This is a genomic window from Nocardioides sp. AN3 (genome assembly GCF_054653495.1).
The window spans coordinates 74,517-97,430 of the sequence record NZ_BAAIGC010000015.1 but is presented as its reverse complement, the minus strand read 5'-3'; the positions used below and the strand labels follow the sequence as shown (position 1 = coordinate 97,430).

Here is a 22,914-nt window from a genome sequence, read left to right as displayed (position 1 = left end):
CGCACGAGGGAAGGTGTGCTGGCCGGAACGCGTAGGCTGTCCGCGGGGTTACTTCTCCACGAGACCTGCGACACGGATCGCCGAATGATCCGGGTCACCGGTCCACCCCGCAAGCTTGAGGAGCGATGCGCATGTTCGAGCGGTTCACGGACCGAGCCCGTCGGGTGGTCGTGCTGGCCCAGGAAGAGGCCCGCATGCTCTCCCACAACTACATCGGCACCGAGCACATCCTGCTCGGTCTCATCCACGAGGGTGAGGGCGTCGCCGCGAAGGCGCTGGAGAGCCTCGACATCTCCCTGGAGGCGGTGCGCGCCCAGGTCGAGGAGATCATCGGCCAGGGCCAGCAGGCGCCGTCCGGCCACATCCCCTTCACGCCGCGTGCCAAGAAGGTGCTCGAGCTGTCCCTGCGCGAGGCGCTGCAGCTCGGTCACTCCTACATCGGCACCGAGCACATCCTGCTCGGCCTCATCCGCGAGGGCGAGGGCGTCGCCGCCCAGGTGCTGCAGAAGCTCGGCGCCGACCTCAACCGGGTCCGCCAGCAGGTCATCCAGCTGCTCTCCGGGTTCCAGGGCAAGGAGTCCTCGCAGTCTGCCGCGGCCTCGACCGGCACGTCCGGCGACGCGCCGTCGTCGTCCCTGGTGCTCGACCAGTTCGGGCGCAACCTGACCCAGGACGCGCGCGAGGGCAAGCTCGACCCGATCATCGGACGTGCTCAACAGATCGAGCGCGTGATGCAGGTGCTCTCGCGGCGCACCAAGAACAACCCGGTCCTCATCGGCGAGCCGGGCGTCGGCAAGACCTCGATCGTCGAGGGCCTGGCGCAGGACATCGTCAAGGGCAACGTGCCCGAGACGCTGAAGGACAAGCAGATCTACACCCTCGACCTCGGCGCGCTGGTGGCCGGCAGCCGCTACCGCGGTGACTTCGAGGAGCGCCTCAAGAAGGTGCTCAAGGAGATCCGCACCCGTGGCGACATCGTGCTCTTCATCGACGAGATCCACACCCTGGTGGGTGCGGGTGCCGCCGAGGGCGCCATCGACGCGGCCTCGATCCTGAAGCCGATGCTGGCCCGCGGCGAGCTGCAGACCATCGGTGCGACGACGCTCGACGAATACCGCAAGTACCTCGAGAAGGACGCCGCGCTCGAGCGCCGCTTCCAGCCGATCCAGGTGCCCGAGCCGTCGATCGCCGACACGATCGAGATGCTCAAGGGCATCCGCGACCGCTACGAGGCGCACCACCGCGTCACCATCACCGACGAGGCCCTGGTCTCGGCGGCGACGCTCGCCGACCGCTACATCTCCGACCGCTTCCTGCCCGACAAGGCGATCGACCTCATCGACGAGGCGGGCTCGCGGCTGCGGATCCGCCGGATGACGGCGCCCGCCGACCTGCGGGAGTACGACGAGAAGATCGCCGACGTCCGCGTCCGCAAGGAGGCCGCGATCGACGGCCAGGACTTCGAGGCGGCCGCGCGTCTGCGCGACGAGGAGAAGCAGCTCATCCTCAAGAAGGCCGAGCGTGAGAAGGCCTGGCGTGCCGGCGACATGGACGAGGTCGCCGAGGTGGACGAGGAGCTCATCGCCGAGGTGCTCGCCGTCGCGACCGGCATCCCGATCGTCAAGCTCTCCGAGGAGGAGTCGACCCGACTGCTCAAGATGGAGGACGAGCTGCACAAGCGCGTCATCGGTCAGGACGAGGCGGTCAAGGCGCTCAGCCGTGCGATCCGGCGTACGCGTGCGGGCCTGAAGGACCCCAAGCGTCCCGGTGGGTCGTTCATCTTCGCGGGCCCCTCGGGCGTCGGCAAGACGTGGCTGTCGAAGACGCTGGCCGAGTTCCTCTTCGGTGACGAGGACGCGCTCATCCAGCTCGACATGTCGGAGTTCGGCGAGAAGCACACCGTCTCGCGCCTCTTCGGCTCGCCGCCGGGATACGTCGGCTACGAAGAGGGCGGCCAGCTGACGGAGAAGGTCCGCCGCAAGCCGTTCTCGGTGGTCCTCTTCGACGAGGTCGAGAAGGCCCACCCGGACATCTTCAACAGCCTGCTGCAGATCCTGGAGGAAGGTCGCCTGACCGACTCCCAGGGTCGGGTGGTGGACTTCAAGAACACCGTCATCATCATGACGACCAACCTCGGCACGCGCGACATCGCCAAGTCGGTCCACCTGGGCTTCCAGCAGGCCGGCGACGCGGCGGGGTCGTACGAGCGGATGAAGGCCAAGGTGTCGGACGAGCTCAAGCAGCACTTCCGACCCGAGTTCCTCAACCGTGTCGACGAGATCATCGTGTTCCCGCCGCTGTCGCAGGAGCAGATCATCTCGATGGTCGACAACATGATCGCCGCCGTCGAGGTCCGCCTGAAGGACCGCGACATGAGCCTGGAGCTGACGACTGCCGCGAAGGAGCTGCTCGCGGTGCGCGGCTTCGACCCGGTGCTCGGTGCGCGTCCGCTGCGGCGGACGGTCCAGCGCGAGCTCGAGGACGTGCTGGCCGAGAAGATGCTCTACGGCGAGGTCGGCCCCGGCCAGATCGTGCTCGTGGACGTCGAGGGCGAGGGGCCGTCCGCGGCCTTCACCTTCAAGGGCCAGAAGGTGGCGGCGCTGCCCGACATCCCCCCGCTCGAGGCTGCCGCCATCGGTGACCTCTCCGACCTCGAGGACCTGGAGAACCCCCCGGCCACCGAGGAGTGACCTGATGACGATGCCCCGGACCCCCTGCTGGGTCCGGGGCATCGTCATGTCCGGGCGGGGGCCGGTCGCTCTGCCGGGGTAGTTCGGGACGTTTCCGACCGTTACCGGTCAGTAGACCGTGGGGAACGTCCCGTACTACCCCGGCAGTGCGAAGACGTCCGGCCCGACCTGGATGGCGAGGCCGTCCTCGAGCAGGCCGGCGAGGGCGCGGGTGCGCTGCTCCGGGCGGTCCCAGACAGCCTCGAGCGCGGTGCGGTGGACGGGGCCGTCGGCATCGCGGAGGACGGCCAGGAGGCGCCCGCGGCACTGGCGATCGGTGCCGGCCCAGGCTTGGGCCTTGCGTGCGGGACCGGCGTACGGCGGCCTGCCGGCCTCCTGCCAAGCGCACTGCGACGCGACTGGGCAGGCCTCGCACCGCGGCGAGCTGGCCGTGCAGACCAGCGCGCCGAGCTCCATGACGGCCACCGACCAGACAGGGGCGGTCCCGTCATGGGGGAGGACCGACTCCGCGAGGGCGCGCTCGGCCTTCGTGACCGCCGGGGCGGGCAGCTCGTGCCCCGCCAGCAGTCGGGCGAAGACCCGTCGGACGTTCGTGTCGAGGACGACGTGGCGCCGGCCGAACCCGAAGGAGGCGACCGCCGCGGCGGTGTAGTCCCCGACGCCGGGTAGAGCGAGAAGGTCGGCGTAGGCGTCGGGCACCTCGCCGCCGTGCCGCTCGACGATCACCGTCGCGGCCGCGTGCAGGCGAAGCGCGCGCCGGGGGTAGCCGAGCCGCCCCCAGGCGCGGACGGCCTCGCCGCTCGGCTCGGCGGCCAGGTGCCTCGGCGTCGGCCAGCGCGTCATCCACGTCTCCCAGACGGGCAGGACGCGCACGACGGGGGTCTGCTGCAGCATGAGCTCGCTGACCATGACGCCCCATGGGGTCGCCTCCGGGCGGCGCCACGGAAGGTCGCGCTGGTGGGCGTCGTACCAGCCCAGGATGGCCTCGTGCAGGTCGGTCATGGCGCAGCTGATTCTGCCGTGTGGGCGGGGGCCTCGGAGTGGCACCCCGGTCTGAGCCGCCGCGCCGCCTAACCTGTCGCGCATGACGTCGCTGACCCGTGGACCCCTTCCTCCGGGGGTGTACTGGCGACGCCGGATGGCGGCGCTCGGGATCCTGCTGCTGCTCGTCGTCGGCATCTCCCGGCTCGTCGGCGGCGGTGGAGACAGCTCTGAGGCCAAGGCCACCGACGTCTCGAGCCGGACGAGGTCGACGACGTCCGCGGCGCCGTCGCCGTCCCCCACCGGTGGGACGGACGCGACGGGCACGGGCCTCCCGGGTGCGGCGGTCAGCGTCGGCCCGTCGACCTCGGTCGCGCCGACCCCCTCGGCGACCCTCGGCGCCTCCCCGACCCTGCCCGCTCCGACGGGCATCTGCTCCGACGACGACGTCGTGGTCACCCCGTCCGTCACCGACGCCCAGGCGACGCGGACGGTGCTCGTGCGCTTGACGCTGCGGACGATGGTCACCACGGCGTGCACCTGGCGGACGAGCCCGAAGGCCATCCAGGTGAAGATCACCTCGGGGTCGGACCGGGTCTGGTCCACGATCGACTGCCCGCACGCCGTGCCGACGCAGAGCGTCGTCGTGCGTCGCGACACCGACACCGTCGTCAACGTGGCGTGGAACTCACGGCGGTCCGACGCGACGTGCTCCGGCCACACGCAGTGGGCGATGCCCGGCTACTACCACGTGGCGGTCGCCGCGCTCGGGGGCGAGCCGCAGGACATCCAGTTCGCGCTCCGCAGACCCCGGCCGCTCCCGAAGCCCACCCCTACGCCCACGCCGACTAGGGCCGCCTCAGCGGCGCCGACGACCGGTGCACGCCAGGAGCCGCAGACCGACCCGTCGAAGGTCCGCAAGAAGAGCCGCCGCGTCGACTGACGCACGGGCGCTGAGTGGGCATCAGGCACGCCGAGTCGGCGTGTCTTGACGATCCACAGATGCCGAGTCGGCGCACCTTGGCTGAGAGGATGCGCCGACTCGAGGCTCTGTCAGCGCCTCAGACGTAGCGCTCGAGGATCGTCGACTCGGCGAGGCGGGAGAGGCCCTCGCGGACCGATCGGGCCCGCAGCTCGCCGACGCCGTCGACGGCCTGGAGGTCGTCGATGCCGGCTGAGAGCAGCTTCTGCAGCGTGCCGAAGTGGTCGACGAGGCGGTCGACGACGCTGACCGGCAACCGGGGGACCTTGGCGAGCAGGCGGTAGCCGCGAGGCGTGACAGCGCCGTCGAGGTGCTCACTGTTGCCGAGGCCGAGGACCCGCGCGGTGGCCGCGGGGTCGACCAGCTCGGTCGCCGACAGAGCCTCCAGCTGGGCGAGCAGCTCCTCGGGGCTCTTGGACCGGCGGCCGCGGGGCAGGTAGTCGCGGATGACCAGCTCACGCTCGACGTCCACGCCGGTGACGAGCTCCTCCAGTTGCAGCGCGAGGAGACGGCCGTCGGTGCCGAGCTCGACGATGTAGTCCTCGATCTCCCGGGCGATGCGCGTGACCATCTCGAGCCGCTGCGCGACCACCGCGACATCGCGGACGGTCACGAGGTCCTCGATCTCGAGCGCTGAGAGGGTCGAGGCGACCTCGTCGAGGCGCATCTTGTAGCGCTCCAGGGTCGCCAGCGCCTGGTTGGCCCGGGACAGGATCTGGCCGGAGTCCTCCAGCACGTGGCGGGTCTCTCCGACGTAGGCCGCGATGATCTGCATCGACTGCGACACCGAGACGACGGGGAAGCCGGTCTGGCGCGCGACGCGGTCGGCGGTGCGGTGCCGGGTGCCGGTCTCGACGGAGGGAAGCGTGTGGTCTGGCATCAGGTGGACGGCGGCCTTGATGATGCGGCTGATGTTGGCGTCGATGATGATCGCGCCGTCCATCTTGGCCAGCTCTCGCAGGCCGGTCGACGTGAACGGCACATCGAGCTGGAAGCCGCCGGTGGAGATCGAGTCGACGGTCTTGTCATAGCCCAGCACGATGAGCGCGCCGGTGCGTCCGCGCAGGATCCGTTCCAGGCCGTCGCGAAGGGGCGTTCCGGGCGCGATCTGAGAGAGGGTCTCGCGCAGCTTGAGGGTGTCCTCAGGGCGATCTGGGCCCAACGCCTCGCCCTCCTCTCCTACGACGGCCCGCTGAGTCTATCGGTCAGGGGCGGCGCTCCTTCACTTTCCGTGGTCGTCTCACCCGTGGGACTCGCGAACGGGTGGAGTGAGGCGGAGGAACTCCAGCGCCGAGCGCACGTCGCGCAGCTCGAAGACGCGCATGTCGTCGACCCGCCGCTCGCGGGGCATCGGGGATCGGTCGCCGGGCTCGGCCGGCACGACCGCCACCGAGAAGCCCAGCCGCGCGGCCTCGGCGAGCCGCTGCGGAAGGTCGCGCACGCGTCGCAGCTCGCCGGACAGGCCGATCTCGCCCATCGCGACGACGCCGGGCGGCGCGGCGTCCCCGGTGGTCGCCGACGCGACCGCGACGGCGACGGCGAGGTCGCTGGCCGGCTCGGTGACGCGGGCGCCCCCCACCGTCGAGGCGAAGATGTCGCGCGACGCCAGGCCGTAGCCACAGTGCCGTTGCAGGACCGCGAGGACCATCGCGACGCGTGAGCCGTCGAGGCCGGAGGTAGTGCGGCGCGGCTTGTCGAGCACCGACGGGGTGACCAGCGCCTGCACCTCGGCCAGCATCGGGCGACGTCCCTCCATCGTCACGGCGACGCAGGTGCCGGCGACCGGCTGATGGTGTCGCTCGACGAAGAGACCGGTGGGGTCTGTGACGGCGCTGATGCCCTCGGGCGAGAGGTCGAAGCAGCCCACCTCGTCGACGGGGCCGAAGCGGTTCTTCATCGCGCGCACCATCCGGAACCGGGAGTTGCGGTCGCCCTCGAAACCCAGCACCACGTCGACGAGGTGCTCGAGGACCCGCGGTCCGGCGATCGTGCCGTCCTTGGTGACGTGCCCGACGAGCACCGTGGTGATGTTGCGGGTCTTGGCGGTGCGCACCAGCGCGGCCGCCACCTCCTTCACCTGCGACACGCCACCGGGGACGCCCTCGATGCCGGAGGCGCCGATCGTCTGGACCGAGTCGACGACGAGCAGCGCCGGCCGCGTCTCCTCGATGTGGGTCAGCACCGCGCCCAGGTCCGTCTCCGCGGCGAGGTAGAGCTCCGACTGGACCGCTCCGGTGCGGTCCGCGCGCAGCCTCACCTGGGAGGCGGACTCCTCCCCCGAGACGTAGAGCGCTCGCCGCTGGTAGCGCGCCGTCTGCGCTGCCACCTCCAGCAGGAGCGTGGACTTGCCGACACCGGGCTCGCCGGCGAGGAGGATCACCGCGCCGGGGACCAGGCCGCCGCCGAGCACGCGGTCGAGCTCGGGCACGCCCGAGGAGCGGTAGGCCGACTCCTCCACCGACACCTCGCCGATGGGGACTGCTCGGGTCGTGACGGGGGCCGCTGCCGTGCGTCCCACCGGCGTCGTGGCCACCTCCGCCACCGAGCCCCAGGCCTGGCACTCTCCGCAGCGGCCCACCCACTTGGCGGTCTCCCATCCGCACTCGGAGCAGCGGAAGACCGAGCGTGGCTTGGGGGCGGCTCTCGACATGACGAGGACGCTAGGTCACGCCACCGACAGCGTCGCGGACGCGCGCCCACGACACGACAGGCGCGGCACGCAGGCGGCGAGCAAGGAGGTCGCCTCGTATGCTGGGCAGGTGTTGGAACGATCAAGGGTCGAGGCCGGCCGCCGGGGGCGCTTCCCGGTCTCCGCGCCCACCCTGGCCGACGTGGCGGAACTCGCCGGCGTCTCGCGCCAGACCGTGTCCAACGCCGTCAACAACCCCGACCTCCTCCGCGCCGACACCCTGGCCCGGGTCCAGCAGGCGATCGACGACCTCGACTACAAGCCCAACCGGGCCGCGCGCAACCTGCGCACGCGCTCGTCGCATCTCATCGGGCTGCGGATCTCGCCGGTCCAGGAGGGCACGGCGAGCGCGGTCATGGACCGGTTCGTGCACTCGCTCGTCGAGACCAGCGGCGAAGCGGGCTACCACGTGCTCCTCTTCACCAGCGACCACGACGACCCGCTGGCCGGCTACGACGACCTGCTGCGCTCGACGGCGGTGGACGCGTTCGTCGTGACGGACACCTACCTCGGCGAGGACCAGGCCTCGTGGCTGCGCGACCGCCGCGCGCCGTTCGTCTCCTTCGGCCGGCCCTGGGAGGACGGGAGCGCCCGGCATCCGTGGGTCGACATCGACTGCGCCGCCGGCGCCGAGCTCGCCACCCGCCACCTCATCGAGAAGGGTCACACGCGCATCGCCTGGATCGGCTGGCGCAAGGACTCGGTGCTGGGGGAGGAGCGTCGGTCGGGCTGGCTGCGCGCGATGCACAGGGCGGGACTGCCCACCACGGGGCTGGCCTCGCGGGTCGAGGACGCCGTCGCGTCGGGCCGCAGCGCCGCGGGGGTCATGCTCGACGAGGCGGCGCCGACGGCCTTCGTGTGCGCGTCCGACACACTCGCGATCGGCGTGATGCACACGCTCGCGGAGCGGCGGCTCCAGGCTGGTGACGACGTCGCGGTGGTCGGCTTCGACGACAGCCAGGTCGCCCAGACCGTGTGGCCCGGCCTCACCAGCGTGCGCCAGCCCCTCGAGGAGGCGGCCATCGCACTCGTCAAGGCGCTCGAGGGCCTGCTCGCGACGCCCTCCCAGGTCGGGCCGGGTGTCATGCTCACGCCTTCGCTCGAGATCCGCGGGACGAGCGGCCCCGATCGAGCCTGACCCTGGTCAACACCCGCCCGCAGGCGCCACGATGAGCCCATGGAGATCCCGCAGAGCGTGGTGGTCGTGGGTGCCGGGCTCACGGCTGCGAAGGTGGTCGAGACCCTGCGCGGCGGGGGCTTCGAGGGCAGCATCACCCTCGTCGGTCGCGAGCCCCACCCGCCGTACGAGCGGCCGCCCCTGACCAAGGCCTACCTCACGGGGGCCGACCCCCTCGAGAAGGCCTTCCCGCACGAGCTGGAGTGGTACGACGCCCAGAGCGTCCGGCTGATCTCGGGCGTGACCGCCACGGGGATCGACCGGGACGCTCGCACCGTGACGCTCAGCACCGGTGACGCCGTGCCCTACGACGCCCTCGTGATCGCGACCGGCGCGACCCCCCGCGTCCCCGACCTGCCCGGTGCCGACTCGGCTCATTACATGAGGACCATCGAGGACTCCCAGCGGCTCAGGACGGCCTTGGAGCAGGGCGGTCGCGTCGCGATCGTCGGCGGCGGCTGGATCGGGCTGGAGGTCGCGGCGGCCGCGCGACGCTACGACTGCGAGGTGACCGTGCTCGAGCAGTTCGACCTCCCGCTCGGCCACATCCTGGGCAAGGAGCTCGCCACCTATCTGCGCGACCTCCATCTGCGCAACGGCGTGGACGTCCGGACCGGGGTCACGGTCTCCGCGATCACACCGACGGGTGTCGAGACCTCGGCCGGGGCCGTCGAGGCCGGCACGGTGGTCGTCGCGGTCGGCGTCGCACCTGACGCCGACCTGGCCCGAGGAGCCGGGCTGGAGGTCGACAACGGCATCGTGGTCGACGAGCACCTCCGGACCGCCGATCCGCGGATCTACGCGGCCGGCGACGTCGCCAACGCCCACAACACCACGCTCGGCAAGCGCCTGCGCGTCGAGCACTGGGACAACGCGATCCGGCAGGGCCGGCTCGCCGCCGCGGGCATCCTCGGACGCGACAGCGCCTACGACTGGCAGCCCTACTTCTACACCGACCAGTTCGAGTTCTCGATGGAGTACGTCGGGCACTCCTCGCCCGACGACCAGGTGGTGGTCCGAGGCAGCCTGGAGAACGACCAGTTCGTGGCGTACTGGCTCTCGGAGGGCAGGGTGACGGCCGGGATGAACGTCAACATCTGGGACGTCAACGACCGCCTGCGCGAGATGGTCGGCACCCAGGTCGACCCCGATCAGCTCACGGACCTGCAGTGAGGATCAGAACCGCTTCCACCACAGGTTGACCGCGTAGTCGACGTCCGTGCCGTCGTGGGCGGCCAGCACCTCCTCGGCGAGGTCGGGAGCGAGCTCGATGCGCACGACCGCCTCGAGATCGGCGCGTGTCCGGAAGGACCACCCCATGTCCACGGGCACCCGCGTCCAGCCGTGGAGCGACCAGAACCGCTCCACCGCGTCCGGGTCGATCATCGGGTAGCCGCGGCGGAACCACGCGCCGAAGGTCGAGCGGGAGGCGTCGTTGTCGATGACCATCGCGGTGCCGCCCCGGCGTACGACGCGGTCCAGCTCGGCCAGGCCCGGCTCGCTCCCGGGCCCGAAGAAGTACGCCCAGCGCACATGCACCACGTCGACGGAGGCGGGAGGCAGCGGGATCGCCTGGGCGAGGCCCTCCACGACGGCGACGTTCGCCACGCGCCTGGTCCGCCGCCGGGCCAACGAGACCAACGACGGATGCGGCTCCACACCGGTCACCGTGCGGGCGGTCTCGGCGAACCGCGGCAGGTGGTAGCCCGTGCCGCAGCCGAGGTCGAGCACGTCCCGGTCCGACCAGTCCACGAGGGACTGCATGGCCCGCCACAGCGCGCCCTGCGGGTCGGCGGCCTGGTTCTCCAGCTCGTAGGTCGCGGTGTGGTGCCAGATGTTGGGGCTCGGGATGGCCCCGTGCGATGTGATGCGCGAGGACGTCATACGGGGTGGCTGTCCAGGCGGCCGGTTCGCATGACGTCCGGCGCTCAGATCCGGACGGTCCCGTTCGGCGTGGCGAAGTTCGCGGCCACCAGCCCGGGCGTGCCGTGCTCGGCCACCCAGCGGACCTCGACGTTCTCGGCCGGCTTGCCGGTCCAGGGGTCGACGCGGTCGCGGAGCGACTCGCCGAGGTACTCCCGGACCCGCTGGGGGTCGCCCGAGATCTCGATGCCGGTGAGGGTGACGTCGGACCCGGCGTTGCCCGGGTGGAGCTCGGGCGCGGAGGTCCACTGGAGGAAGTAGGGGAGCTGCGGGTCGACGAGGAGGTCGTTGAGGCCGAGCTGCTTCCAGCGCAGCTCGGTCCCGTCGGGCTTGTGCCGGTTGCCCGGCTGCGCGGGGCGGCCGATCCGCTCCTCGATGCGCGTGATGTCGTCGACGGAGATGACCCAGCCGATCCAGCCGCCGCCGAGTGCCGAGCGCGCCTTCACGGCCTGTCCGAACGGCGCCTTGTCCGATGCCGGGTGATCGAGGCACTCGACGACCTCGAGGTAGATGCCGCCCCGGAGCGGCAGCGTGTAGTTGCGGGTGCCGAAGCGCGGGTGGACGCCACCGTCCTCGAACTCTTGTCCCAGGAGCTCGCCGATGCGCTTCGCGGTGCCGACCAGCCCATCAGGGCCCGCTGCGTAAGAGAGATGGTCCAGGCGCATGCCCAGATTCTGAACAACTCCTGAGAGGGCCCGGACAGGGGGGTCAGAATCTCTTGACATCGAGAGGATCCCGAAGCCTGCGGCTCAGCGCGGGTCGGCGGGATGCAGGGCGAGGGCCGATCGGGAGCGGATATGGGCCTCGCAGTGGGCCACCAGCTCGTCGTACGCCGCCTGCCCCATCAGCTCGACCAGCTCCGGCTCGTGGGTCAGGTAGACCGGTTCGACGGCGATGTGCGCCTCGGTGTTGCCCGAGCAGTACCAGTCGAGGTCGTGACCGCCGGGGCCCCAGCCGCGTCGGTCGTACTCGGTGATCGTCACCTCGGTGTAGGTCGTCCCGTCCTGCCGCTCCACGTCACGGAAGGCCCGCTTGATCGGCAGCTGCCAGCACACGTCCGGCTTGGTCTCGACGTGGGAGCGGCCCTGGTTCATCGCGAGGATGTGCAGGGCGCAGCCGGCCCCCTGCGGTGCGCCGGGACGATTCTGGAACACGCACGCCTGCTGCCCGCCCGCGACGACCGTCCGCGTCTTGCGGGCGCCCTCGTCGTCCTTCTCGACCCAGTCCCGGGTGCGCACCTCGCCCTTCGGCTTGAGCTGCCACTCGTCGTCGGTGAGCTGGGCGACGAAGCCCGCGACGCGGCGCTCGTCGGCCTTGTCGGCGAAGTGCGCGCCGAGCGTGCAGCACCCCATGTCGGGCGCATCGGCATAGATGCCCTTGCATCCGCCGCCGAAGATGCACTCATAGGCCGAGGTGAGCCACGTGAGGTCGCACCTCATCACCTCGGACTCGTCGTCGGGGTTGACGAACTCGACCCACGCGCGTGGGAAGTCCAGGGGCACCTCGGGCATGGGGAAAATCCTACGTCTGGCCGAGGCGGCGCCGCTCGCCCGGTAGCGTGGACCCATGCGGCTGGGCGTGCTGGACATCGGCTCCAACACCGGACACCTCCTCGTGGTGGATGCGCACGGAGGTGCAGCACCGCTGCCGGCGTACTCCTTCAAGCAGCCGCTCCGGCTCGCCGAGCACCTCGACGAGACCGGCTCGGTCAACGAGCACGGGATCGCGGCGCTGACCGGGTTCGCGCGTGAGGCGGTCGCCGTCGCCGAGGACAAGGGCTGCAGCGAGATGCTCGCCTTCGCGACCTCGGCGGTGCGTGACGCGGTCAACTCCGACGCCGTGCTCGCCCACGTCGCCGGGAGCGCCGGCGTCACCCTCGAGGTGCTCAGCGGCGAGGACGAGGCGCGGCTGACCTTCCTCGCTGTCCGCCGTTGGTTCGGCTGGTCCGCCGGCCGCCTGGCCGTCTTCGACATCGGCGGCGGGTCGCTCGAGCTCGCCGGAGGCTCCGACGAGGCGCCCGACGTCGCCTGGTCCCTGCCGCTCGGCGCCGCCCGGCTCGCCCGGAACTTCGCCGACGGACCCCCGAGCGAGGACGACCTGCGGGAGCTGCGCCGCCAGATCCGCGCCGAGATCGCCCGCGACGCCGGGCATCTCATCCGGGCGGGTGTGCCCGACAAGGCGGTCGCGACGAGCAAGACCTTCCGCAGCCTCGCGCGCATCTGCGGCGCGGCGCCGTCCGGCGAGGGTCTGCTGGTGCGGCGCAAGCTCCCCCTCGACGAGCTCTGCACCTGGATCCCCAAGCTGGTGACGATGTCGCTCTCGGAGCTCTCGGAGCTGCCAGGCGTCAGCCCGAGCCGTGCTCACCAGATCGTGCCGGGGGCGCTGGTGGCGGAGGCGTGCATGGACATCTTCGACCTGCCGGCGCTCGAGATCTGCCCCTGGGCGCTGCGCGAGGGCGTCATCCTCGAGCGTCTCGACCACCTCAGCTTCCTGGTGCCCGCGGAGTCGATGTGACGGGGGTCGGCCTGTCCACCGTCTCGGTCTATCCCGAGTCGACCGCACATGCCTTCGCCTACGCGGCGAGCGTCGGCTACGACGCCGTCGAGGTCATGGTCGGCGTCGACGGGCTCTCTCAGCAGGTGGAGGCGGTCCGCCAGCTCTCGGTGCACCACGACATCCCGATCAGCGCCATCCACGCGCCGTGCCTGCTGTTCACCCAGCGGGTGTGGGGCACCGAGCCTTGGGGCAAGCTCTACCGCTCCGCCGACATGGCCCACGCGGTCGGCGCCGGCACCGTGGTGGTGCATCCGCCGTTCCGCTGGCAGAAGGAGTACGCCGCGGGCTTCGTCGCCGGCATCGAGCGGCTCGAGAAGGAGACCGGCCTCGACTTCTGCGTCGAGAACATGTATCCGTGGAAGGCCTCGTCGCGCCGCGGCGTCGAGATGTACCTCCCCGGTCGCGACCCGTCGGAGGAGTCCTACGCCAACGCGACGATCGACCTCTCGCACGCAGCGATCGCCGGCGACGACGTCGTCGAGATGGCCAAGCGGCTCGGGTCGCGGTTGCGGCACATCCACCTGACGGACGGCACCGGCTCGGCCAAGGACGAGCACCTCGTGCCGGGCCGCGGCACCACCGGCGCCGACCGGTTCCTCCAGCACCTGGCGAGCAGCGCGTTCGACGGCGAGATCGTCGTCGAGATCAACACCCGCAAGGCGGCGACGAAGGCAGATCGCGAGAAGGACCTACGGGAGTCGCTGGACTTCGCTCGCGAGCACTTCGGCGCTCGAGCGTCGTCGTGACCCGGCCCGTGCTCACCCGGACAGCGTGATGGAACAGCACCCTGCGGTCGAGGCTCGCGACCTCAGGGTGCGCAGGGGCGAGCGGGAGGTGCTTCACGGGCTCGACTTCTCCGTCCCGGCAGGTGAGGTCACCGGGCTGCTCGGGCCGTCGGGGTGCGGCAAGACGACCCTGATGCGCGTGCTCGTCGGCGTCCAGGCGCACGTGACCGGGTCGGTCACCGTGCTGGGTGAGCCTGCAGGGGCTGCTTCCCTGAGGTCCCGGATCGGCTACGTCACCCAGGCCGCGAGCGTGTACGACGACCTGACGGCGAACGAGAACCTGCTCTTCTTCGCCCGCGTCCTGGGCTTGGGGCGCGACGAGGTCGGTCGATGTCTCTCGGTCGTCGACCTGGCCGATCACGCCGATGCCGTCGTGCGCGACCTCTCCGGCGGTCAGCGCTCCCGCGTCTCCCTGGCGGTCGCCCTCCTCGGCAGTCCCGACCTCCTCGTGCTCGACGAGCCCACCGTCGGACTCGACCCGGTGCTGCGCGAGGACCTCTGGCACACGTTCCACCGGCTCGCCGACGCCGGAGCCGCCGTGCTCGTCTCGAGCCACGTCATGGACGAGGCCGAGCGCTGCGACCGGCTGCTGCTCATGCGCGACGGCGTCTTCCTCGCCGACGGGACGCCCGCGCAGATCAAGGAGAAGGCGGGCGTCGACGACATCGAGCAGGCGTTCCTGGCGATCGTGCGCGGTGGGCGATGAGCCTGCGTCGTACCCTCGCCGTCGCCTCCCGCGTCCTCACCCAGGTGCGCCGCGACCACCGGACCGTCGCGATGCTGCTGCTCGTCCCCGCGCTGCTCATGGTCCTGCTCTGGTGGATGTTCCGGGACAAGCCGGTCTCGCCCTTCGACGAGATCGGGCCGGCGCTGCTGGCGATCTTCCCCTTCGTCGTCATGTTCCTGGTGACGAGCGTGACGACGCTGCGCGAGCGCTCCAGCGGCACGCTGGAGCGGCTCCTCGCGATGCCCCTCGGACGGCTCGACCTGCTGCTCGGCTATGCCCTCGCCTTCGGGGTGCTCGCGGCGGTCCAGTCGGTCGTCGCGGTCGGTGTCAGCGTGGGGCCGCTCGGGCTCGATGTCGGCGGCTCGGTCGTCATGCTGGGCGTCGTCGCCATCGCCGATGCGATCCTCGGCACCGCGCTCGGCCTCTTCGTGAGCGCCTTCGCCCGCACCGAGTTCCAGGCCGTGCAGTTCATGCCGGTCGTCGTCATCCCGCAGATCCTGCTGTGCGGCCTCTTCGTGGCCCGCGACGACCTTCCGCCGGTGCTCGAGGCGATCAGCAACGTGCTCCCGCTCTCCTATGCCGTCGACGCGATGCAGCACCTGGTCGCCTCGGACGGCACCTCGTCGGTGTGGGGCGACCTGGCGGTCGTGATCGGCTTCGGTGTGGCCGGGCTGGCACTCGGAGCCGTGACGCTGCGTCGACGCACGCCGTGACCCGGCCCGCTCGCCCCCGGCCAGACGCGGCGAGACGTCATGCGGTCCGGTTGTCGAGGCGGCCGACTCGCCTGACGTCCCGGGCCACCTAGACTCCCGGCCATGTCCTCTCGCTCCCGGATCGCGGTCGTCGGCGTCGGCAACATGGGCGAGGCGGTCCTCGCCGGCCTCGTGAAGTCGGGCCACGCGCCGTCGGACCTGGTCGTCGGCGTCCGCCGGGCCGAGAGGGGCGACGAGCTCGCGGCGCGGTACGGCGTCCGCGCCGCCTCCTCGTCCGAGGCCGCGGCGGGCGCTGACATCGTCGTCGTCGGGGTCAAGCCGTACGACGTCGTCGCGCTCCTGTCCTCGCTCGACCTGTCGGCCGGCCAGCTGGTGGTGTCGCTCGCGGCGGGGATCACGACGGCCGCCATGGAGGCCGCCGTCGGGGACGGAGTCGCGGTCGTGCGGGTCATGCCGAACACGCCCTCCCTCGTCGGCGAGGGGATGTCCGTCCTGTCCGGAGGGACCACGGCCTCCGACGACGACGTCGCCGACGCGGCCGAGCTGATGAGGGCGGTGGGCGAGGTGGCGGTCGTGCCCGAGAAGCAGATGGACGCCGCCGGGGCCATCTCGGGGTCCGGCCCGGCGTACGTCTTCTACGTCGCCGAGGCGCTCATCGAGGCGGGTGTCCACCTCGGGCTCCCGCGCAGCATCGCGGCCCAGCTCGCCACCCAGACGCTGGTGGGCTCCTCTCTGCTGCTGCGGGAGACCGGCGAGCACCCGGCCGTCCTGCGCGAGCAGGTCACCTCGCCGGGCGGCACCACGGCCGCCGCCCTGCGTGTCTTCGAGTCCGCCGCGGTCCGTGCCGCGTTCCTCGATGCGACGCGGGCCAGTCGGGACCGGTCGCTGGAGATCGCCGCGGAGGGCTGAGCCGCCCGCAGCCGCTCGCAGCCGCTCGCAGTCGCCCGCAGCCGCTCGCAGCCGCTCGCAGTCGCCCGCAGCCGCCCGCCTGAGGCCTGCTCTCGGCGATCGGAGGTAGGTTCGGCTCTGTGGAGTGCAACGGGCCGGCGACGGTCGTCTTCGACCAGGGCCTCACTGAGTACGACTTCGGGCCGAGCCACCCGATGAACCCCATCCGCGTCGACCTCACGATGCGCCTGGCGGCCGAACTGGACGTGGTCGGCTCCGCCGGCTCGCGACTGGCCACTGTTCCTGCGCCGATGGCCGACGACGACCTCCTCGCGACCGTGCACGACCCGGCCTACATCGAGGCCGTGCGACGCGCCGGTCGCACGCTCCAACCTGACCTGGCTCACGGGCTGGGGACCGAGGACGACCCCGTCTTCGCCAACATGCACGAGGCCAGCGCCCACATCGTCGGCGCGAGCGTCGAGGCGTGCCGGCAGGTCTGGACCGGGTCGTCGCTCCACTCGGCCAACATCATGGGCGGCCTCCACCACGCCATGCGCGGGCAGGCGAGCGGGTTCTGCGTCTACAACGACGTCGCCGCGGGGATCCGCTGGCTGCTCGACAACGGTGCCAAGAAGGTGGCCTACGTCGACGTCGACGTCCACCACGGCGACGGCGTCGAGCGGGCCTTCTGGGACGACCCGCGGGTGCTGACCATCAGCCTCCACGAGACCGGGCAGATGCTCTTCCCCGGCACCGGGTTCGCCTCCGACCTCGGCGGCCCCGACGCGGAGGGCACTGCCGTCAACGTGGCGCTCCCACCTGGCACCGCGGATGCCGGCTGGCTGCGGGCGTTCCACGCCGTGGTGCCGGACCTGCTGCACAGCTTCGAGCCGGAGGTCCTCGTGACCCAGCACGGCTGCGACTCCCACACCGAGGACCCGCTGGCGCACCTGATGCTCACCGTCGACGGCCAGCGGGCGGCGTACCTGGCTCTGCACCAGCTCGCCCACGACGTCGCCGGGGGGCGCTGGGTGGCCTTCGGCGGAGGGGGGTACGCCGTCGTGGACGTCGTCCCTCGCGCTTGGACGCATCTGCTCGCGATCGTGGGCGGCCAGCCGCTGGACCCGGCCCTCGAGACGCCGGGCGGATGGCGTGAGCACGTCCTGCACCGACTCGGCCGGGTGGCACCGGGACGCATGACCGACGGGCGCGAGCCGCGCTACCGTGACTGGAGGGAGGGGTATGACCCGGAGGCGTGGCTGGACCGTCAGGTGCACGCCACTCGGATGGCCGCCTTCCCGCTGCACGGCCTCGACCCGAGCGTGTGGTGACCGGCAAAGTAAAAATCGAGATCAACTGGTCTAGCGAGTTGCAAGGCGACACGCCGAGAATTGGGTAAGTCGCAGTGGTTTCCTCTTCCCCACCAGTCACATCAGGCTCTATTCTCACGGCACGCGGCGCGTGAGAGCATCGGTGGGGAAGCCGATGGCGCGCCACAAGAAAGTACGGTGGACACGATGGCTGAGAAGCCTGAGCTCTCCGAGGCGAAGTTCCTGACCGTCGCTGAGGTCGCTGCCATGATGCGGGTCTCGAAGATGACGGTCTACCGTCTCGTGCACAGTGGGGAGCTGCCGGCCGTCCGAGTGGGCCGCTCCTTCCGCGTCCGTGAGGACGATGCGAACGAGTACATCCGCAACTCCTTCTACAACGCCGGGTAGTCCCGGGGATCCTCTCGATTCCGCCCGTGTCGGACCGGACGGCTAGGCTGTGCCGGTCCGGCTCGAGCCGGATCTGCGTACCTGAAAGGTTTCCCGTGGGTTCTGTCATCAAGAAGCGCCGCAAGCGCATGGCGAAGAAGAAGCACCGCAAGCTGCTGAAGAAGACGCGAGTCGCGCGTCGCAAGCTCGGCAAGTGACGTGGGAGGCCGCGCGGCCCGAAAGGGCTCGCCGCGCGGCACCCGAGCCACGCGACCTTCGCGGCGGGTGGTCAACTTCACCCGGCCGCGCCGGATCCCTCGTCGGTTGAGTCGATAGGGTCGCTACGTGGGCGGACGCGTCGTTCTCGTCACCGGGGTCTCTCGAGACCTCGGGCGCAAGTTCGCGCGCGCAGCTGCCGACCACCCCACTGTCGAGCGGGTGATCGGAGTCGACGTGGTGCCGCCGCGCGGTGACGTCGGCGGGATGTCGTTCGTGCGAGCGGACATCCGCAACCCGGTGATCGCCAAGGTGATCGCCAAAGAGGACGTCGACACCGTCGTCCACATGAGCGTCATCGCGACCCCCGGCCCGCAGGGCGGCGGCCGGTCGACGATGAAGGAGCTCAACGTCATCGGCACGATGCAGCTGCTCGCCGCCTGTCAGCGAGCGCCCAGCGTGCGCCAGCTCGTGGTGAAGTCCACGACGACGGTGTACGGCGCCAGCAGCCGCGACCCCGCGATGTTCACCGAGGAGATGGAGCCTCGTCGCCCGCCGCGCGGGGGCTATGCGAAGGACGTCGCAGAGATCGAGGGCTACGTGCGCGGGTTCGCGCGCCGACGACCCGAGGTGCTCGTCACCATCCTGCGCTGTGCGAACGTGCTCGGCCCCAAGGTCGACAGCCCCATCGCGTCCTACCTGCGGATGCCGGTCATCCCGACGCCGCTCGGGTTCGACCCGCGCCTGCAGTTCCTCCACGAGCGGGACCTGCTCGGCGCGATCGGCCACGCGGTCGCGGCCGAGGTGCCCGGCACGTTCAACATCGCCGGCGACGGCCTGCTCTCGCTCAGCCAGGTCGTGCGCCGCCTGCAGCGAGCCACGCTTCCGCTTCCCGGCCTCGCCTTCGCCGCTGTGGGCGAGGTGCTGCGCTCGATGCACGTGGCGGAGTTCTCGCCCGAACTGCAGGCCCTGCTGACCTACGGCCGCGGCGTCGACACCACCCGCATGCGCCGCGACCTCGGCTTCGAGCCGCGCTACTCCACCGCGTCCATCGTCGATGACCTCAGGGCGACGCTGGTGCCCACCGGTGGTCGCGCCGACCGGTTCCTCGCCGACCTCGAGGACCGCCTGCCGTCTCGCCGGGCCTCGCTGGAGTCAGGAGCACGGGGGTGAGTGAGCGATGAGCGAGATGGAGGAGAGCGGCGCCGAGGTCATCCCGATCGGCACCCGCGGCCGGCCCGGGCGTGGCACCGGTCAGCGGCCGTCCTCGGCCGCACGCAGCCTCGCCGGCAAGCCGGTCCCGACCGCTCGGCGCCCTGTTCGGGCGAGGAAGCCGGCCGAGGAGATCCAGGCCGAAGAGATCCCTGCCGAGGAGGTCCCTGCCCGCGAGGTGGCGGCCGATGAGGCAGCTGCTGACGAGATCGCCACCGAGGGGACCCTCGTCGGCGAGCCGACCCGCGACGAGGCTGCCTCCGACGAGAGCCTCCTCCGCGCGGTCCCGGAGCCGTCGGCCGAGACGACGTCGACGGCGCAGCCCTCCGTCGTCGTACGCGAGCGCGGGCCGCTGGCCGGCATCCCGGTCGGCGACTGGCAGGCCGCCTTCGTCGCCGCCGCGCGGGAGATCTTCGGTGACGACTGGGAGCCTCAGCTCGCGCGGCTGCTCGCCTTCCTGCGCCGCCGCGTCACCGGGGACTACGTCGTCGATGAGTACGGCTTCGACGCCGAGCTGACCCAGCGCTTCCTGCTCGCGACCCTGCGTCCGATCGCGGAGAAGTGGTTCCGCATCGAGGTCCGCGGCACCGAGAACATCCCCGCGCGTGGCGGAGCGCTGGTCGTCTCGAACCATTCGGGGACCATCCCGGTCGACGGCCTCATGACGATGGTCAGCATCCACGACCACACCGGCCGTTTCCTGCGTCCACTCGGAGCCGACCTCGTCTTCCGGATGCCGTTCGTCAGCGCGATGGCGCGCAAGGCAGGCGCGACGCTGGCGTGCAACGAGGACGCGGAGCGGATGCTGCGCGGCGGTGAGCTCGTGGGCGTCTGGCCCGAGGGGTTCAAGGGCATCGGCAAGCCCTACAGCGACCGCTACAAGCTGCAGCGGTTCGGGCGCGGTGGCTTCGTCTCGGCGGCGCTGCGCACGGGCGTGCCCATCGTCCCGCTCGCCGTCGTGGGCGCCGAGGAGATCTACCCGCTCATCGGGAACATCCCCTCCCTCGCCCGGTTCCTCGGGCTGCCCTACCTGCCGATCACGCCGTTCTTCCCCTGGCTCGGGCCCCTCGGCCTGGTGCCGCTGCCGTCGAAGTGGATCATCGAGTTCGGTGAGCCGATCCGCACCGACGAGTACGACGCGGGTGCCGCGGACGACCCCATGCTCGTCTTCAACGTCACCGACCAGGTGCGCGAGACGATCCAGCAGACGCTCTACTCTCTGCTGATGCAGCGCCCGTCCGTCTTCCGCTGACAGACGCAGATGGCCGGTCATCTGCGTCTGTTCGCCGGCTGCGGCGCGGTCATCTGCGCCTGCTCGCCGGCCGGGGCGCGGTCATCTGCGTCTGCTCGCCGGCTGGGGCGCGGTCATCTGGGTCTGCTCGCCGGCTGGGGCGCGGTCATCTGGGTCTGCTCGCGGTCAGGGAGTCGGTGAGGCGCTCGGGCTGCCGGTCAGGCCGCCGAGGAGGCCGTCGGCGGTGTTGCCGAGGCCACCGGTCACGCCGCCGACCGTGTCGCCGAGGCCACTGACGGCGCCGCCGGCACCGCTCACCACGCCGCCGACGGGGCTGGGGAGCTGACTTCCGGCGCCACTGACCGCGCCGCCGGCACCGCTCACCGTGCCGCCGACGGCTCCGCCGACGCTGCCGACCGCGCCTCCGACGCTGGTCGGGCCCCTGCTCGGCTTGCCCGACTGCCCGCCGATGACCGCCTCGGCCGCGTCGGTCAGCGGGTTCGACTGCGAGCCGCTCGACGCCGTCGACGTGCCGGGTGTCGGGCCCCGGCCCGCCCGCTTGCCGCCCTTCGGTGCCGTGGCGTGCGCGCTCGTCGTCGAGGCACTCGGCGTGGTGAGGCCGCTCGTCGTGGCCGAGAGCAGGCTGACGAGCTGCGAGGGGAGCTCCGTGATCCCGGGGCCCCCGCATGCGGGGCAGGCCTGAGCCGCGGACTGGTCGATCGCGATCAGCGTGTTGGTCACGTCGGCGAGCGTGCCGTCGAGGCTGGTGGGCAGGACCCCGACGAGGCTGCTCAGGCTCGTCAGGCTCTTGCTCGCGAAGGAGTGCAGCTCCTCGATCGACTGCTGGTCGCCGTGGGCGGCGTAGTCGGCCAGCACCAGGGTCGAGGCGTGGTCGGCAGTGTCGACGAAGTCCTGGAGGGTGTGCCGCACCTGCGCGGTGTCGATCTCGTCGCGAGCGCTGAGCTCGTGCGCCTCGTCGAGCCGTGTGCGCGCCTGCGACAGGAGGACGTCGGCCTTCGCGTCCTCGCCCATGGCCAGCGACGCGCGCGCATCCTCGATGAGGCGCTTGACAGGGTAGAGCGTGTCGCCCGGCAGGGAGCCCTGCGAGGCCATTGCCGAGACACCGGTCGCACCGACGAGGGAGAACGCGGCGATCGCGACGCCGATCCGGCGCTCACGGGAGGTCCGTGCGGGCCGCGTGGCGGCCGTCCGCCCACCGACCGTCAGGCGCGCCGAGGCGGCGGAGCTGTCCGTGGGGGCGATGGCGAGCGCCTGGGGTGCCTCGGCCATGAGGCGGTCACGGAGGCTCGCCGCGAACTCCGCCCGCGGCGTCACCTCGGGCAGGGACCGGACCTCGTCCACGAGCGCCGCCAACGCGCCGAGCTCGGCCGACGGTGCCTCCGTCAGCCTGCCCTCGAGCAGCGCGTCGAGCTGCTCGGCACGGCGGCGCGATCCGAACGCCGGGGTCATCGGTCCGATCCCTCTCTGCCGGAGCGGTCATCAGGGCGCGACACGGTGCCGCGCGATGCCGCAGTCGTGGGGACCAACGACGCAGGCAGGCAGATGGTTACGGTCGGCATCGTCAGCCACGCAGCCCGTCCGGCACGAGCTTCGCCAGGTTGCGGACGCCGCGTAGCTGGAGCTGCTTGACGGCACCCTCGCTGCGCCCGAGCACCGCGGCGGTCTCGGCGATGCTCATGCCCTGCAGGAACCGCATGACGACGCAGTCGCGCTGCTCGTCGGGCAGCTTCGCCAGGGACTGCAGCAGGATCTCGTTGGTGATCCCGGCGAGCACCTCGTTCTCGGGGCCGTCGGCGGTGTCGTCGTGCAGACCCATGTCCTCGGTGGTGAGCTCGAGGCGGGTGCGGCCGGCCTTGAAGTGGTCGGTCGCCAGGTTGCGGGCGATCGTCATCAGCCAGGCGCCGAAGTCCTTGCCCTGCCAGCGGAACGCGGTCATCGAGCGCAGCGCGCGGAAGAAGGTCTCCGACGTGAGGTCCTCGGCCAGCGCCTGGGACCGGGTGCGGTAGTAGAGGAACCGGTAGACGGCTGGGTGGTAGTGGTCGTAGAGGAGGCCGAACGCCTCCGTGTCGCCGGTGCGGGCCAGCTCGACCAGGGCGATCAGCCGCTGCCGGTCGTCCTCGGACGCCTCCGAGGACGCGGCGAGCTCGCGGTCGTCGGGGCCTGAGGCGCTCGGACCGACCTCGCCAGGGACGACGTCGTCGGGTCCGGAGTCGGGCGGCGTCTCGGCGAGCGGCCCCGCGGCCATGAGGAGGACCCCGGGACCGGCGTACGCCGGCTGCGCCGCCCTGAGCGCCTCGGCGACCGCGGCGCGGAGGGCGTCGAGCCCCCGCGCGAGCACCTCGCCGTGTGGCATGCCACCGCCCTCCCCAGGCCAGTCTCCGCCGTTGCTACTCACCGTTAACTTAGTCGCGATGGTAAACGAA

Annotated in this window: 22 protein-coding genes; 14 read left to right on the top strand and 8 right to left on the bottom strand. The window is 71.5% G+C overall.

Translation table 11 applies throughout. The annotated features are described in order from the left end of the window. Positions 1–131: 131 nt before the first annotated feature. The gene (locus ACYQ1K_RS17090) at positions 132–2,690 is read left to right on the top strand and encodes an ATP-dependent Clp protease ATP-binding subunit (RefSeq protein ID WP_459984321.1); all 2,559 of its coding nucleotides are present in this window, start codon (positions 132–134) and stop codon (positions 2,688–2,690) included. 135 nt (positions 2,691–2,825) lie between these two features. Here the strand turns inward: ACYQ1K_RS17090 and ACYQ1K_RS17085 are convergent, their stop codons facing one another. Continuing rightward, positions 2,826–3,692 carry an HhH-GPD family protein gene (locus ACYQ1K_RS17085; RefSeq protein ID WP_459984320.1) on the bottom strand — a complete coding sequence of 289 codons (867 nt, stop codon included), beginning with the start codon at positions 3,690–3,692 and terminating at the stop codon, positions 2,826–2,828. An 82-nt stretch (positions 3,693–3,774) separates the two neighbouring features. Here ACYQ1K_RS17085 and ACYQ1K_RS17080 point away from each other — a divergent pair, with 82 nt between their 5' ends. Then, positions 3,775–4,614 (top strand): hypothetical protein, encoded by an 840-nt coding sequence (locus ACYQ1K_RS17080; protein WP_459984319.1) that lies wholly within the window; start codon positions 3,775–3,777, stop codon positions 4,612–4,614. Between the two features lie 118 nt (positions 4,615–4,732). Here the strand turns inward: ACYQ1K_RS17080 and disA are convergent, their stop codons facing one another. Both disA and radA read right to left on the bottom strand, forming a co-directional pair. Then, the gene (gene disA / locus ACYQ1K_RS17075; protein WP_459984318.1) at positions 4,733–5,815 is read right to left on the bottom strand and encodes a DNA integrity scanning diadenylate cyclase DisA; all 1,083 of its coding nucleotides are present in this window, start codon (positions 5,813–5,815) and stop codon (positions 4,733–4,735) included. A 78-nt stretch (positions 5,816–5,893) separates the two neighbouring features. Next, positions 5,894–7,303, bottom strand: a complete 1,410-nt coding sequence (radA, locus tag ACYQ1K_RS17070; RefSeq protein WP_459984317.1) for a DNA repair protein RadA — start codon at positions 7,301–7,303, stop codon at positions 5,894–5,896. 109 nt (positions 7,304–7,412) lie between these two features. Between radA and ACYQ1K_RS17065 the strand changes: the two genes are divergently transcribed. Both ACYQ1K_RS17065 and ACYQ1K_RS17060 read left to right on the top strand, forming a co-directional pair. Continuing rightward, entirely contained in the window at positions 7,413–8,480 is a 1,068-nt protein-coding gene (locus tag ACYQ1K_RS17065; protein ID WP_459984316.1) for a LacI family DNA-binding transcriptional regulator, read from the top strand. A gap of 39 nt (positions 8,481–8,519) precedes the next feature. After that, entirely contained in the window at positions 8,520–9,692 is a 1,173-nt protein-coding gene (locus ACYQ1K_RS17060) for an NAD(P)/FAD-dependent oxidoreductase (protein WP_459984315.1), read from the top strand. 3 nt (positions 9,693–9,695) lie between these two features. Here ACYQ1K_RS17060 and ACYQ1K_RS17055 read toward each other — a convergent pair whose 3' ends face one another. The 3 genes from ACYQ1K_RS17055 to ACYQ1K_RS17045 form a co-directional block, all read right to left on the bottom strand. Continuing rightward, complete coding sequence (locus tag ACYQ1K_RS17055) at positions 9,696–10,403, bottom strand: class I SAM-dependent methyltransferase (protein ID WP_459984314.1); 708 nt, start codon at positions 10,401–10,403, stop codon at positions 9,696–9,698. Between the two features lie 44 nt (positions 10,404–10,447). After that, the gene (locus ACYQ1K_RS17050) at positions 10,448–11,107 is read right to left on the bottom strand and encodes a VOC family protein (protein ID WP_459984313.1); all 660 of its coding nucleotides are present in this window, start codon (positions 11,105–11,107) and stop codon (positions 10,448–10,450) included. A gap of 84 nt (positions 11,108–11,191) precedes the next feature. Next, positions 11,192–11,953, bottom strand: coding sequence for a DUF3109 family protein (locus tag ACYQ1K_RS17045; protein ID WP_459984312.1), 762 nt, complete (start codon positions 11,951–11,953; stop codon positions 11,192–11,194). A 55-nt stretch (positions 11,954–12,008) separates the two neighbouring features. On the opposite strand from ACYQ1K_RS17045, the gene ACYQ1K_RS17040 reads away from it, so the two are divergent. From ACYQ1K_RS17040 to ACYQ1K_RS16995, 10 genes are all read left to right on the top strand, one after another. After that, positions 12,009–12,956 carry a Ppx/GppA family phosphatase gene (locus ACYQ1K_RS17040; RefSeq protein WP_459984311.1) on the top strand — a complete coding sequence of 316 codons (948 nt, stop codon included), beginning with the start codon at positions 12,009–12,011 and terminating at the stop codon, positions 12,954–12,956. After that, on the top strand, positions 12,953–13,744 hold the full coding sequence (locus tag ACYQ1K_RS17035) for a sugar phosphate isomerase/epimerase family protein (protein ID WP_459984310.1): 792 nt from the start codon (positions 12,953–12,955) through the stop codon (positions 13,742–13,744). The genes ACYQ1K_RS17040 and ACYQ1K_RS17035 overlap by 4 nt, the downstream gene beginning before the upstream one ends. Positions 13,745–13,772: 28 nt before the next feature. Further along, positions 13,773–14,489, top strand: a complete 717-nt coding sequence (gene ccmA / locus ACYQ1K_RS17030) for a heme ABC exporter ATP-binding protein CcmA (RefSeq protein WP_459984309.1) — start codon at positions 13,773–13,775, stop codon at positions 14,487–14,489. Further along, positions 14,486–15,223, top strand: a complete 738-nt coding sequence (locus ACYQ1K_RS17025; RefSeq protein WP_459984308.1) for an ABC transporter permease — start codon at positions 14,486–14,488, stop codon at positions 15,221–15,223. Before ccmA ends, ACYQ1K_RS17025 begins: the two co-directional genes overlap by 4 nt. A gap of 102 nt (positions 15,224–15,325) precedes the next feature. Next, positions 15,326–16,132, top strand: coding sequence for a pyrroline-5-carboxylate reductase (gene proC / locus ACYQ1K_RS17020; protein WP_459984307.1), 807 nt, complete (start codon positions 15,326–15,328; stop codon positions 16,130–16,132). Between the two features lie 119 nt (positions 16,133–16,251). Then, a complete protein-coding gene (locus tag ACYQ1K_RS17015; protein WP_459984306.1) occupies positions 16,252–17,445 on the top strand; it encodes an acetoin utilization protein AcuC in 1,194 nt (397 codons plus the stop codon). Between the two features lie 186 nt (positions 17,446–17,631). Further along, complete coding sequence (locus ACYQ1K_RS17010) at positions 17,632–17,832, top strand: helix-turn-helix domain-containing protein (RefSeq protein ID WP_459984305.1); 201 nt, start codon at positions 17,632–17,634, stop codon at positions 17,830–17,832. 95 nt (positions 17,833–17,927) lie between these two features. Further along, positions 17,928–18,029, top strand: coding sequence for a 30S ribosomal protein bS22 (locus ACYQ1K_RS17005; RefSeq protein ID WP_017933175.1), 102 nt, complete (start codon positions 17,928–17,930; stop codon positions 18,027–18,029). 127 nt (positions 18,030–18,156) lie between these two features. Continuing rightward, positions 18,157–19,200: an NAD-dependent epimerase/dehydratase family protein gene (locus tag ACYQ1K_RS17000; protein ID WP_459984304.1), complete on the top strand. Its 1,044-nt coding sequence runs from the start codon at positions 18,157–18,159 to the stop codon at positions 19,198–19,200. Between the two features lie 7 nt (positions 19,201–19,207). Next, positions 19,208–20,491, top strand: a complete 1,284-nt coding sequence (locus tag ACYQ1K_RS16995; protein WP_459984303.1) for a lysophospholipid acyltransferase family protein — start codon at positions 19,208–19,210, stop codon at positions 20,489–20,491. 165 nt (positions 20,492–20,656) lie between these two features. Here the strand turns inward: ACYQ1K_RS16995 and ACYQ1K_RS16990 are convergent, their stop codons facing one another. Continuing rightward, a complete protein-coding gene (locus ACYQ1K_RS16990) occupies positions 20,657–21,940 on the bottom strand; it encodes a DUF5667 domain-containing protein (RefSeq protein WP_459984302.1) in 1,284 nt (427 codons plus the stop codon). A gap of 112 nt (positions 21,941–22,052) precedes the next feature. Continuing rightward, entirely contained in the window at positions 22,053–22,844 is a 792-nt protein-coding gene (locus ACYQ1K_RS16985; RefSeq protein ID WP_459984301.1) for a sigma-70 family RNA polymerase sigma factor, read from the bottom strand. Positions 22,845–22,914: the final 70 nt, after the last annotated feature.

Coding starts and splice junctions, on each gene's coding strand:
- ACYQ1K_RS16990 (WP_459984302.1), bottom strand. CDS start 21,940: ATGACCCCGGCGTTCGGATCGCGCCGCCGTGCCGAGCAGCTCGACGCG.
- ACYQ1K_RS17080 (WP_459984319.1), top strand. CDS start 3,775: ATGACGTCGCTGACCCGTGGACCCCTTCCTCCGGGGGTGTACTGGCGA.
- ACYQ1K_RS17040 (WP_459984311.1), top strand. CDS start 12,009: ATGCGGCTGGGCGTGCTGGACATCGGCTCCAACACCGGACACCTCCTC.
- ACYQ1K_RS17050 (WP_459984313.1), bottom strand. CDS start 11,107: ATGCGCCTGGACCATCTCTCTTACGCAGCGGGCCCTGATGGGCTGGTC.
- ACYQ1K_RS17090 (WP_459984321.1), top strand. CDS start 132: ATGTTCGAGCGGTTCACGGACCGAGCCCGTCGGGTGGTCGTGCTGGCC.
- ACYQ1K_RS16985 (WP_459984301.1), bottom strand. CDS start 22,844: ATGCCACACGGCGAGGTGCTCGCGCGGGGGCTCGACGCCCTCCGCGCC.
- ACYQ1K_RS16995 (WP_459984303.1), top strand. CDS start 19,208: ATGAGCGAGATGGAGGAGAGCGGCGCCGAGGTCATCCCGATCGGCACC.
- ACYQ1K_RS17010 (WP_459984305.1), top strand. CDS start 17,632: ATGGCTGAGAAGCCTGAGCTCTCCGAGGCGAAGTTCCTGACCGTCGCT.
- ACYQ1K_RS17085 (WP_459984320.1), bottom strand. CDS start 3,692: ATGACCGACCTGCACGAGGCCATCCTGGGCTGGTACGACGCCCACCAG.
- ACYQ1K_RS17060 (WP_459984315.1), top strand. CDS start 8,520: ATGGAGATCCCGCAGAGCGTGGTGGTCGTGGGTGCCGGGCTCACGGCT.
- radA (WP_459984317.1), bottom strand. CDS start 7,303: ATGTCGAGAGCCGCCCCCAAGCCACGCTCGGTCTTCCGCTGCTCCGAG.
- proC (WP_459984307.1), top strand. CDS start 15,326: ATGTCCTCTCGCTCCCGGATCGCGGTCGTCGGCGTCGGCAACATGGGC.
- ACYQ1K_RS17055 (WP_459984314.1), bottom strand. CDS start 10,403: ATGACGTCCTCGCGCATCACATCGCACGGGGCCATCCCGAGCCCCAAC.
- ACYQ1K_RS17025 (WP_459984308.1), top strand. CDS start 14,486: ATGAGCCTGCGTCGTACCCTCGCCGTCGCCTCCCGCGTCCTCACCCAG.
- ACYQ1K_RS17045 (WP_459984312.1), bottom strand. CDS start 11,953: ATGCCCGAGGTGCCCCTGGACTTCCCACGCGCGTGGGTCGAGTTCGTC.
- ccmA (WP_459984309.1), top strand. CDS start 13,773: ATGGAACAGCACCCTGCGGTCGAGGCTCGCGACCTCAGGGTGCGCAGG.